The 12,935-nt window shown below is 36.6% G+C and carries 7 protein-coding genes and 1 pseudogene; all 8 read right to left on the minus strand.

The features are described 5' to 3' along the window. Positions 1-4,773, minus strand: a pseudogene (locus ISU02_RS18555) (hypothetical protein); the annotation flags it as partial. A gap of 14 nt (positions 4,774-4,787) precedes the next feature. Then, positions 4,788-6,239, minus strand: a complete 1,452-nt coding sequence (locus ISU02_RS18560) for an S-layer homology domain-containing protein (protein ID WP_194703347.1) — start codon at positions 6,237-6,239, stop codon at positions 4,788-4,790. A gap of 114 nt (positions 6,240-6,353) precedes the next feature. Continuing rightward, positions 6,354-6,500, minus strand: a complete 147-nt coding sequence (locus tag ISU02_RS18565) for a hypothetical protein (protein WP_194703348.1) — start codon at positions 6,498-6,500, stop codon at positions 6,354-6,356. A gap of 338 nt (positions 6,501-6,838) precedes the next feature. Beyond that, complete coding sequence (locus tag ISU02_RS18570) at positions 6,839-6,985, minus strand: hypothetical protein (protein WP_194702166.1); 147 nt, start codon at positions 6,983-6,985, stop codon at positions 6,839-6,841. A 348-nt stretch (positions 6,986-7,333) separates the two neighbouring features. After that, entirely contained in the window at positions 7,334-8,704 is a 1,371-nt protein-coding gene (locus tag ISU02_RS18575; RefSeq protein WP_194703349.1) for an MATE family efflux transporter, read from the minus strand. Positions 8,705-9,005: 301 nt separating this feature from the next. After that, the gene (locus ISU02_RS18580; protein WP_194703350.1) at positions 9,006-10,823 is read right to left on the minus strand and encodes an O-antigen ligase family protein; all 1,818 of its coding nucleotides are present in this window, start codon (positions 10,821-10,823) and stop codon (positions 9,006-9,008) included. An 88-nt stretch (positions 10,824-10,911) separates the two neighbouring features. Further along, entirely contained in the window at positions 10,912-11,391 is a 480-nt protein-coding gene (locus tag ISU02_RS18585) for a COG2426 family protein (RefSeq protein ID WP_194703351.1), read from the minus strand. Between the two features lie 18 nt (positions 11,392-11,409). Then, positions 11,410-12,897 (minus strand): oligosaccharide flippase family protein, encoded by a 1,488-nt coding sequence (locus ISU02_RS18590; RefSeq protein ID WP_194703352.1) that lies wholly within the window; start codon positions 12,895-12,897, stop codon positions 11,410-11,412. Positions 12,898-12,935 lie beyond the last annotated feature (38 nt).

Raw genomic sequence — 12,935 nt, forward strand, 5'->3', positions numbered from 1 at the left:
CATGGTGTAGCTTTTCACCTTGCTTGAAGTGGCTCCTTCTAGGTCCGTGACAGTGAGTGCAATCTCAATGGCATCTTTGTAATTAAGTGTAGAAGGCGTCCCAGAAGTCCAATTGATGTCATCCTTTTTACGATAAGTCCATGTGGATTTGACAATGCCGTTCCCCCATTCCCCTTGATGGTCTGGATCGTAAGACTGGTTCTTCATATTTATGCCAATGCTTGAAGTTCGATAATTATATTCAATATCAAAGTCTGCTATAGGTCGTCTATGAACGTATACCTTTAGTGTTGCAGGGTCTGAGGTCCGATTATACTGTGCAAATCTGTAATTGGTACTGGGCTTATCTGTGGCTCTATATTCAATTTCATATTTGCCCACCTTATCAAAGGTGGTCAGTGGGACAGAGAGCGTTTGATTATGGTATGCCGATAACCCCATTGAGTTTTTATAGTAATCTTTTTCATGAATTACTTTGGAGTTTTCTGAGAGTTTCGGGTCATTTTCATAGTCTCTGTAAAATTTCTCATAAGAGATTGTGTCTTCTCCCAAGATCACATATGTGCCGCCATCAGGGGCTATTTGAATCTTGTTTTCATCTAAGATTGCATTGAATATTGTCTCTTCTGAATGTGCTGGATACTGCTTGCCTGTTGGGAGTGCATTCAGTATCCCTCTGAGGTTTGTTTCAGTGCTTTTATTAATACTCGCATCGTCTATATATTCTGGCTTGGCAGATACCTTCACATTTATGTTATGAGTTTTTATGATCGCTTCAAGGTCTTTGGATACTTTTTTAAAGGAATCGTTCTCGCCAAAGTAGAGCATGTATTTGTGAGAACCTGCTCTGTAAGTTGTATTTTTGATTTTGGATGCATCTACACCGTAGGTTTTCCAACCCGCAACATACTCGCGTCTCGTCGGTATTGGGGCCACTGCGATCAAATCACCACTAAAAAAGTGATAGTAGTAAGTGTCATCTTCATCGCTATTTATATTATAGTCATACCAAGTGCCTCTGTATTTAGCCTTATAGGCTTGAATTTCATTAAAATCTACAATGGGGCCATTCAGCGCTGTTGCTGTATATATTTCACCCTCTCTAACTGCACCACGAGGAAATGGGTATTCCAAATTACTCTCACCCCACTTTGCTGTTTTGGGAACGCCAAAGGCTATGGCTTTGGCCATCTCTTCTGGATCTGAGGTGTAAACCGGTACAAAATTCGGTTCATACTTCCAAAGGTTAAAATAGTTTACCTTTTTATCATTGTCTTTATCCCATGTTGTACCGCTATCACTGTATGTGAAAACGGAGGGTGATGTTTCTTGAAGGGGAAAATAGGCACCGTGCCACACCCCGTTTGTAGAATGATCTAAATGCTTGTTTTCATCTGTGAGAGAGTACATACCAAATATGGTGAACTGTTGCAGATTAAAATGATAGACTTTACCGTTCTTACCATACGCTTTGCCAAAGTCAACTTTCTCAATGCCACCGATGTCACGATCGAGCTCAATTAAGTTGTTGAGTCTTACAAATAAAGGGGTCCAGTTATAATTAATTGCATCAAAATCATAATCATTACGAGGTTTTTGAATTTTCCAAACATCCGCATCTAACATCGTTGGATAACCAAAACCGCTTAATTTGGCGCCATAACCATACCATTCTCCAGATTTGGTGCGCACGACAACGGTGCGTTCATTGACATACATATAATCTATATTGGAGATACCTTTCACTTTGGTGATATCCTTATAGCCTCCAGCCATGAGATTACCACCATATCCATCTTGAACAAGAGAATCCTCCACAGGAACCGTTAAATAATTATTATTGGAACTTAGATATTGCCCTGCTGTATAATAGCTCATATTTCTGCCTGTTACATAGAGATCACCATTCTCTTTTAATATAAATACACATTCAGTTGGCCAATCACTCCAATAATCATCAAATTTGTAGCTCCCCAAATCGGCCCGTGAGAATTGTATGTCTGCAACATCGGTTGCCACAAGTTCTGGAGAGGTTGCATAACAGTTTATTGAATGATTTCCACCATTCCCATAACTATTTGTTCCCAGAAAGTATAGATCCCCATTTTCAAGTAAATATAAGGCAGCATCACCATAGTAAGCTGCTTTTCTTATTCTGGCTGGGAACGTACTTTCTGTCACATAAGTTTGATCAGAAGGCCATGCCCCTCTCGTTGTATAAGACACAGTGTAGCTATTATCACTGTATTCTATAAGCCCCTCTGGCCACCATGCCACTGCATATTTTGGAGTATCCTCATCGGGAACAAGCCAAAATCCCTCATAGCCATCCAAAAGATATCTCCCAACATATTTCTTGTCTGAGATCACTTCATATTGAATATTTAGAAATTGATCATACCCTTCATTTACAAGGGCGTTGAGCTTACCTTCAAGATTGAGCAGTTCTGTCCCCTCATAATCCGTTATGATTTTGAGGTCGATCTTCTTTTCCTTAACCCCCATGAAGCTCACTGAGGGCTTGTAATTGTCCACTGTGATCACTTGCTTTATTGCACCTGTTCTGTAATCCGCTTGTGTGATGAACTGCGGGATCGTCTCTTGTCCAAAAGTTTCTGTAACAGCTAGTGAAATCTCGTATTTGCCCACTGAACCCACATTGAATTCGACTTGGTTATCTGTATAATCCTCTGTTGTCTTTAAAGCGACGCTGGATTCATCTGTAAAGAGACCATCATTATCAGAGTCAAAACGATAAGACCACACTCTGCGCTTTATAAAGTCGCCGTCCATTGAGTCGGAGTGGTCGTAGACCATGATCTTGGCCATTCGGGTTCCATCTCTATGATGAGGTTCTTCACTGCTCAAAAGCATGACTGGGGCTTCATCTGCTTGCACGTTGATGATCTTCGTCTCTGTGTCGGATACACCATAACTGTTTGTCCCTGTACAGGTGACAAGGTACTTGCCTTTTACTTTCATTAAAACGTCTATTTGACTGCCATAAGATGATACCATCTTGACATTGCTTTGAGGATTGGTCACATCCATTGGCACAATCGTCCAGTGATAGTTTTCCCGCACTGGACTCACGAACTCTGTCAAGTTCGTGGCTTTAAGGGTGATTTTCCGATTTTCTTTATAAAAATCCTTACTGGAGATTTCTACATTAGGGGGCGTTGGAATCACTTTTATAAATGCACCGGTTTCACTTCTTGCGCCATCATCATCTGTAACCCCTAGTATCACTTGATAAAGGCCTGTCCACTTTAGATTAGGCATACAAAAAGATCGAGTATCCTCTTGATAGAATCCAATCTTAGGTATACTAAAGTCATATGAGACGATATGACCATCGAGGTCATATGAATTTTCACCAGAGATATAGACATTGCCCGTCATGGTTTCGCTTGGTGCTCTTATAATCGCCACTGGGGGCAGATTGTTATTAGTTTTGTAAAGATAGGTAAAGCTGATTGCTAGGGGGGATTCAATGATCCCGCCACCTTTTAAAGTGACAATGGCCTTGCCTTCAAACAACTGCGTTTTTGAGTCATCTATGTAGGGAATTGAAAAATTATGTGTCATGGTTTGATTAAGGCTTGGGTAAAAAAATTGGGATCTCTTTTGATCTTTTTCATAGGTGGAGATTTGAAGTTCCACAGATAGAATATCACTTTGCTCTAGGTTAGATATTTTGTTATTTAATGTGACTGGAACACTCACTAACTTTTGATTGTCCTCGAGCTTGATTTCTGGTGGTGACGTTAGAGTGGCCTCTGTTAAAGGTTCTAAGGTCTTTACAATGGTGATTCGAGTAGTTGCAGGTGCTTTAGATGGCACTTCAACAGAAGTATTCCACCACGCTCTAAAACAGACTGCCGCAGTTGACAATTCCACTTCATATGTCCCGACTTCAAGACTGTTTTTAAATGGCGTTCCCGAACTTGACTTAATCACCGTTGTCCACGTGGATGTGCCAACTTTTCTGTATTTCCATTTGTAAATAAGAGGGAGACTCTTATTGGGAAAGGTACTGTCAATTGCATCAAGAGCGATATTTTGGCCTTCATTGAAGATATGCTCTGATCTAATAGCCCTTATACCATCCACAGTCCCGTTAATTATTGGTTCGGGGATGCCTACAGGTTGTGCTGGAAAACCTAACGGTATCCCGTAATACTCTTCCACAGCTTCACGAGTGTCTAAGCTCCAATTTACATCTGAACTTAAAAATTCAGACTTTGTTTTCCATATTGTACCTTGGGGGATCAATTCACCATTTGCGCCAATGGAGATTGAGCCTTGTGGCACAGTATTCACTACTTTTGCAAAAACAGCATCTAGCTTAAGAACATTTTTTTTTGCGAAAAATTCAGCAATATTTACCCGATCTGCTGAGGTTTTATAAGTTTTCTCAAAAGCTTCGTAGATGGAGGGGATACCTTCATTTTGGATGGTATTGTCGGGGCACATGGGGACATGAAAATAGTTTGTTACCCATGTTGTATTATTTTTAGGGTATTCTTCTGAGGCATGATTACTGGATAAAAAATAAGCCTCATAGTTCTTCCCATTTTGTGTGAAATAGGCTTTAAAGCCAACAGTTCTAAAAGCTACGCCTTGACTAGATAAGGGTGTATCTGTTACAAAGTCAAATGCGTTGGTATCTTTATTATATGGATTAACATCTTTATCTTCCAAAAAATCAAGTGGAATTATCAAATTTATGAGAACCACTGATATTAAAAAAATACTCAATTTCCTTTTCATTTTATATCTACTCCTTAATTAGAAGAATTAACAGGAATAAAGTCTGTTAAATAATAATTAGTAGCATAGTTGGGATTACTGTGCTCCCATTCAACACCATTACTTATGCCAAAGTCACCTACCAATGCTTCAAGATCAATATAATACCACTGGTCAACTTTAAGATTCACAATAATATCTTCAAAATGTGTTTGAAACATCTCTGCCTTTTGGCTAGGGGACTTATAAATAAAATACAAGCGTCCTCTTAATCTTTTTTTTCCTTCAGAACTATTATAAAAAAGGGATTTATCTGTAACAAATTGACTCTCCATAACTAAAGTATTGCTTTGAATAGAACTGATTAAATTTTCAATAGAATCCTTACACGCATTGTTTGGAGCAGAAACCCATTCGAGTGATTTTTTGTAAACCTTCAAATCATCTCTATAATCAAAATTATAAAAAACTTTCATGCCTTCAATACCAATATTGATCATTGAGTCCGTGTATTCTTTTTTGGCTTCATAATTATCATATCCTGGGGCGTACCATGTCTTGTTAATAAAATCTTCATAATAATAAAAATCATCTAAGAAACCTGTAAAAACATTATTTTCATGTTTTTTCAATTCATTTATTACATTTTCAGTATCAATAACTGGTTTGCCATTTGAAAATGGTATTTGAACAGCAACTTGACTTTCAATAGGTTCAACAAAATTTTTTCTAACACGGACACCGTTTAATACATCAGAATGATTAGCCCTTTTACTCTTATCAAGAACTCTCTCAATCACCACGCATGATGCGCCTCGAGTCATAATATTTTTAGCATCAAAGTAGTTCGCATTACCAGTAAATATGCCCTTTTGAAGCATACTGTATACACCGTCTCTGTATGCGCTTTCAATTTGGTCATGGTCGAAAATGACTTGATTGAGAGTTGACGTATAGCACTGGTCATACTGAATGCCCTCTTTGATTTGTAATGCTCTATAAAGGATCGTTGCGGCTTGTTCTCTTGTGATCTCATTCATGGACTCTGTCATTGGCTCACCCGTTTTCACAAGACCAAGTTCAAATGCTCTTTTCATGATCGGCATATCCCAAGTTTCGCCCATGCATGCGCCTTGTACATTTTCATTCATGGCTTTAAGAGTTAGGGATAAAAACTCAACATTGCTGATGGTTTTGTCGGGTTTGAATGTGCCATCAGGATATCCCGATATTACGCCTTGGTTCACGAGTGATGTCACAAAGGGTTCTGACCAGTGACCTGCTATATCTGTTGGTAGTGCATCTGCATAACTTTGTGGCGCCACAACTATAACACTTGATATGAATAATACAATGCTGAGCACTGGTAAAATCAAGTGCTCTCTATAAAAAACACGTTTTTTTGGCGCTTCAGACATTTGCAAATCAGCTTTCATTGTCATTTTTGTCATTCTTATCTTGCCTATTTCTCTTATCTTTTTTTTCATTTTCCACTCCATTTTCATCACATTTTAGATTCTAATCGTCTTTTTATCTTCTCTTGAATGCTCTTTTTGGACACGCCAAAAAAAGAGATGTCATACAAACATCTCTATAAGATACTATTCCTTGTGAATGTGTTTATGTATGTCTGAATTTATGTCTACAAATGGCGTTTTACCTTCATTTTCGATCCATTTCTCTCTTTTGTAACATATATTTTCCATGATCAATATTTTAAATTTTTCTTCCATATACGCCCTTGCCATCTCTACTCCCTTTTTAATCACATTTTTTATCACATTCGCCATATGGTTGTATTATTACCATTGTCATTTAGTAATCAGTGTGCTTTTTAAAGTATATCTCAAAATGTTACAATAAATCAATAATTGTTTAACAATTTTTTACAATCATTTTCCCTAAAATATTTTCCAATGTTTATCCCCACAACTTAGTGTTTTATTTTGGCTATTTAAAATAATATTCTGAAGGTCTTACGCTTTTTTCATCGCAATTTAGATTATAAAAATCTTTTACATCTACCTTTGATCTTTAATTTTAGACACACTTAAAAATAATTTCGCATAAGCATCCCTATAAGATTCTATTTTTTATGAATATGTCTACAGATATCTGGCTTTATGCCCATAAACAGATTTGTCCCTTCATCCTCAATCCGTTCTTCTCCTTTATAACATATATTTTCCATGATCAGTATCTTAAATTTTTCTTCCATATATGCTCTTGCCATCTTTACGCCTCCTTTTGATCTCATCTTTTTTATAACCTTTACATAATCTCATTATCACCATTGTCGATTAATAACAATTATGTTTTTTTAAGTATATCACAAGTTGTTACAATAAATCAACAATTTTTTAACATTTTTTTACATTTCGTTTTTTAAGATCTTTTTACTTTGAGAAATTTTTTCAACCCGATTCCTCTTATACTCTTTTGATTGCTCTTGAATACACGAATTGAGCACTAAATGACTTCAAGTTTTATTCTATGCCATATGCACTAAGGCAAAAAACTTGCAATAAAAAAATCTTGCCATGAATAATCACAACAAGAGTCCTTTTTATTGAGATGCTTTTTATATTGCATTTGCAAATTCTGGAGATTTTCTAATCATCATTCTAAACCAAGTAAAAATGATGATTCCCTTAAAGATACTGCTAATACTAATCGCCCACCAAATCCCATTAAGTCCTAATGGTGTTTGAGTACTTAAATAGTAGGCAAAAGGGATTCGCATCAGGTTAAAGATGATGCTTGTAATTGCCGCTGGTTTCGTGTTTCCAATACCATTAAACGCACCAGATGCTGTAATTTCAACGCACATAAAGAGCTGAGATACTGCTAGTATTCTCAAATAATCAATGCCTTGAGAAATAGCAACAGGCTCCCTTATGAAAATCATAAAAAGCCATTTTGCACCGAAAAAAAGCAGTATACTATTGAGAATTCCCAAACAAATCGCAACACCCATTGCCTTTCGATAACCTTCCAAAACGCGCCTAAACTGTCCAGCGCCATAATTTTGTCCAACAAATGCGCCTAAGGCAACAGCCAAACCACCCGCCGTCATCCACGTAATTGCTTCAATCTGGGAGCCAACTTTTTGAACCGCTATCGGCGTGGCACCATAAACCGCGATCATCCTCGCAATGAACATAGATATAAAAGTAAATAGTCCACTTTGAAGTCCCGGCGGCACACCCATCATTACGATGCTTTCAATGCTTTTAAAATCTGGCTTTTTAATAAATGTGAACTGTTGAAATAGGCGATGCTTAAATTTGATAGAACAGATGAATTGCAGGAACACCACACATTGAGCAAAAACAGTGGCCACCGCAGCACCTGCCACGCCAAAAGCTGGTATGGGGCCAAATCCTAGAATGAGAATGGGGTCCAGAATGATGTTGACCATCAGCCCAGTTGCATTTATCTTAAATGGTGATTTACTGTCTCCACGTCCATTGAAAATTCCCGTGAAGACCTGATTGGAAAAAGAAAAAACCATGCCAAATGCTATGATGACCAAATACAGCTTACTCATTGTTTCCACTTCAAAATCTTTTGTATTAAAGAAACCAATGAGACCATTATTAAACCAAATGAGCACCAATGTATATACAATGCCAATCATAAAAATCACTTGAAAACCCGATCTGGCATAACGCTCTGCATCTCCATCCTTTCCAGCACCCGTTGCCTGCGCCACTTTAATCTCTGTTCCCGTTTTTGAAAGCAAAACAAAGGCAAAAGAGAACCAGACATAAAAACCTGCTATCCCAACCGCTGCTACAGCTTTTGAACCCAAGATGCCAATCCAGATCATATCAATCATATTATATGCCATTTGCATAAAACTCGTACCCATAATTGGAATGGACATCTTTAATAAATTATGGATTATAGACCCTTCCGTTAAGTTTATGCGTTTATTGACTTCACTCATGTATTATCCTCAGTATTTTATTATTTTATTTTTCATTCCATAAGTGTATGTGCCCTCAAAAATTTATACGCCTTATAGATTCAAGATATTATAGCATGCTCCCTATGATTTAGGAAAGCTAAACCCTATTTAAAACAAGATTTTCTTGCCTGAAAAGATAAAAAGGGCCCTCCCAAAATGGTATTTGAGACGACCTCTAAAATGATCTAAAAACAGACTTAATCAACAGTCTTATCTGCTTATATTTTTTTCTGCTTATATCCCTATTTACTACACTTTATATTTACTATTCCTCTACTTACTATTCTCTTCCAGCACTCACTTGATTTTTTAAAGAAAATGATATTCCCAAAATAACCCAAAAAACAACTGAAACATGTACATTCGAATCACAGAAAGATGAAGCTACTAGGTATGAAAAAATCGACACGGTGAAACCATATAATACTATCCGCGTAAAATCGTTTTCAAAATCCAATTGATTTTTACAATGTCTAAAGATTCCGAATACATTTTTAAAATTTGCACCTACCATTATGATAAACACAATCAAGGACAGTAATCCTGTGGAAACTGCAATCTGGAGATACAGATTATGTGGCTTATCCACAAGCATATTTGTGGTACCATAGGCTATATATTTGCCAACATAATCATTTTGAGGAAATGCAAGTGGGAATGTTTCGGGACCATACCCCAAAATAGGTCTTTTCATGATCTTAGGTAATGTACGAGACCAAATATAACCTCTACCTGACCCCAATTTTTCCATGCCACTAAATCCAAGCGTCTCTGGTGTTTCAAGTGACGTAAATTTACCATAAATATTCTTGTATTCAAGTTTGCCTTGATCATAAGCAAATGTCCATGGCGTTTTGTCAATCTCAACTGCTAATTCTAAAGCATTTTGGTTTTTATATAAGAATACTTCAATATTTTTGAGATCACCATCAAAATAAGCATGACCGTTCTCATTAATGCCTGAGGAATCAATCGTCTCGCCATTTAAAGTATACTTAAGCCTCCAAACATCTCCCACATGAGTTGTGATCTCAATATCGAAACGTACGTCCTTATAATCAATGCTAATGTGATCGTCTTTAACGACAATCCCTTTAAGTGCATAGGCCTGCTTTGTATTAGAAAAAATTTGCTTAAATCGTGACGTCATAAACCCATGTGTAAAAAACTCAAATCCAACGGTGGTCACGCTTACAATAAGCAAAATAACTATGATCGTCACCTTGTTTTTAAAAATAATCTTATGATTTAATATGATAAAGAGCGGTATACCCAAGGCAATTCCTATAATCCCACCACGTGATATCGAACCAATTGAATTGAATAGGATCATAATAGAGAGTACCAAGTAGAGCCCTTTCCACACTTTCTTGCGTTCATATAAAAACAATGTCATAAAAATGGGAAAACTCAGTGTTGTATACAAACCCACGTAATTGCTGTGATAAAGGGTTTGAAATATGGCTGTATAATCAAATGATTTGGACAAATCAAAAGTTGTTCCCTTTAGGGCCTGTGATGCTATAAACGGTTTCATCGCATCATTAAAAACGAGATCAATACCAAAATACTGAAAAATTCCAATCACAGACAATACCACGTTGGAAATAAAAAAGGCATTCATTAATTTTTTCAACATATTATCGTCCCATTTTAGGGATGCAGAGAGCATAAAAATCATCAAATAAGACAGTAATACAAAAACACTTTCATAACGCTCCAAAAAACCATGCATAGAGACATAGGTGGATATGGAAAACAAAGTCGATAAGATAATAATAAGTCCATATACTGAAGCAAGTGAATTCTGTAAATTAAAAAATTTCTGTTCCTTACCAATAAACTTGTGATAATAAAATAGCAACATGAATGCCACTATCCCAGAAAATACAATTGCATTTGCCTTTACCATTGAAAAAACATCGAAAAACTGAGTCTGATCAATATACCAAGAAAATTGATTCATTGGGTATTCTATCGGAGTGATTCTGACAAGCAACGGAATAATCGCCACGGAGAAAATAGTCAACAGTAATACGAATATATTGAAATTTTTAGTTTTCTTATGAAGCTCCAGCTTCTTAGACTTTGACGACATAATAGCTCCTTAAAAAATATTATCAAATTCAGTTTATCATATTTTCACTTTTTTGGGGAGTTACAGTATTTTCTATATTCCAATCTTATTAAAATCTAAAAAGACTAATTACACCATTACTCAATGAAAAGATAATAATCCCGGCAACTAAATTGCCAATCAATATGGCTGGAAACGCCCATTTAAATCTAATATCTAACAGAACTGCAGCTAGAGAACCCGTCCAAACCCCTGTGCCTGGGAGCGGAATTGCCACGAACAGAAACAATCCCCATACACCATATTTTTGAATCCGGTGACTTTTATTCAATGTCTTACTTTCAATGCGATCGGTTATTTTTCGAAAAAAAGCAGCATGTTTGAGCCAATTAAATACAGGTCTAATGCCGAACAAAATAAAGGGAACCGGCATGATGCTCCCCAATAAACTTATGAGTAAAGTATGCCATGGATTCATGCCCAGTGAAAGTCCTAAGGGTATTGCCCCTTTGATCTCAATAACAGGCAACGCTGCCGTGAATATAACCTTAAATTCATTGGTCAATACCGTTTTTAAAAACTCTAGCATATTGTACTCCTCAACATATTATTGAATTTGTTTCTTTGTGATTGCTTTGCAAATCGTTACTTTGTCTTCACGACTTAACACAATAATCCACACCAAAATAAGATATAACACCATGAATCCCATGCCAAATAGAATAAAAGTACTTAAAAAACCTGTAAAAGGATTGTGCTCAAGTAACCACTTCATGGGCAAATACGCCAGAATACCCACTGCAATAACTTTAAGTCCATTAAGAGCAATTAAACTTACCCCAAAGGCACGTTTAAACCACTGCATCCTAATCAAGTTTCCAATGAGATAAATAAGGACACTCACATACGCAATGCCAATAATGCCGTATGTCTTCACCACTAAAATATCTAAAATACCATTTACAAGGAGCATAGAAAAACCAATTCGCCATTCAATTTTTTCAAGTCCCACCATGGCATTGAGGAAAGTCAAAGGTCCAAAAAAGGCATTGATCAACTGAGCGAAGGCCAAGGCATACAGAACACGATCACCTATAATAAATTCAGGCCCAAACAGTGCGAGCACTTCATGACCAAGGAGTATTAACCCTCCAAATACAGCTGTATTGATCATTAGAATCCACCTATTCACATCAAAATAGGTTTGTTTCAAATTTTTAAAATCTTTCTCAGAATAATATCGCGCAAGCACAGGTGCCATCATGGACCCACCTGCTATAAACATAAAATTTCCAATATACGCCAATTTATCGACGATGCTATAAACACCCACATCTGATTCCGTCAATTGATATCCAATAACGTACGCATCAATCCGTCCCATTAAAAATTCAATAAGACCTACGAGTATTAATGGAATTGAAATGACCAACAATCTTTTATATAAAACCTTATTTTCATATTTTAAAAAGACCAAAATTTTTCTATGAATTAAAATACCCAACAAATAAGCTACATTTAAAGACCAAGCAAAATAATTCGAATAGATAAGTGTTTCAAGTGTATTTTCATCAAACATAATCACTCTAACGAGAAAAAAAGCAACTAGGCTTATTGGCATCAGTATATTCTTGCTGAAAAAAAAATGTTTTATCCCGCCAATCGTCCTAAATATGCCTTCACTCATCTGAACAAAAGCAATTGGAAAAATTAAAGGGAGAAACAATCTCAATGCTGATTCCAAGTGTACGTTATTGAGAAGTGTCCTCGATACAAATTCAGAACTCACAAAAAAAATCAATCCAAGTACAACACTAATCCCCAATAAAAAATAGACCGAAAATGAAACCAACTCTTTTTCTTGGTTTATATCTTTCATCCCGGGAATAAGAGCCGTTAATCCATGATCCATCCCCATCTTGATGGCAATCGACAAAAACATCACCAATGTACTTATATAGACATAGGTCCCATAGCCTTCTGCACCAATGTACTTTGCCGCTAAAAAATTAAACATAAACATAAAAAACGCATCGATAATCTTCCCTATAAAGAGAATCCCCGATCGCGTTGTAATTGATTTTACTTGGCTCATATAATCTCCAACTCGTAAAAAAAGGTACCCATACACAC

Origin of the sequence: Fusibacter ferrireducens (assembly GCF_015352425.1) — a bacterium.
Taxonomy (GTDB): domain Bacteria; phylum Bacillota; class Clostridia; order Peptostreptococcales; family Acidaminobacteraceae; genus Fusibacter_A; species Fusibacter_A ferrireducens.

Bases quoted from the DNA above. Each gene is read 5' to 3' on its own strand.
- ISU02_RS18560 (WP_194703347.1), bottom strand. From the start codon at position 6,239: ATGAAAAAAAAGATAAGAGAAATAGGCAAGATAAGAATGACAAAAATG.
- ISU02_RS18565 (WP_194703348.1), bottom strand. From the start codon at position 6,500: ATGGCAAGGGCGTATATGGAAGAAAAATTTAAAATATTGATCATGGAA.
- ISU02_RS18575 (WP_194703349.1), bottom strand. From the start codon at position 8,704: ATGAGTGAAGTCAATAAACGCATAAACTTAACGGAAGGGTCTATAATC.
- ISU02_RS18570 (WP_194702166.1), bottom strand. From the start codon at position 6,985: ATGGCAAGAGCATATATGGAAGAAAAATTTAAGATACTGATCATGGAA.
- ISU02_RS18585 (WP_194703351.1), bottom strand. From the start codon at position 11,391: ATGCTAGAGTTTTTAAAAACGGTATTGACCAATGAATTTAAGGTTATA.
- ISU02_RS18580 (WP_194703350.1), bottom strand. From the start codon at position 10,823: ATGTCGTCAAAGTCTAAGAAGCTGGAGCTTCATAAGAAAACTAAAAAT.
- ISU02_RS18590 (WP_194703352.1), bottom strand. From the start codon at position 12,897: ATGAGCCAAGTAAAATCAATTACAACGCGATCGGGGATTCTCTTTATA.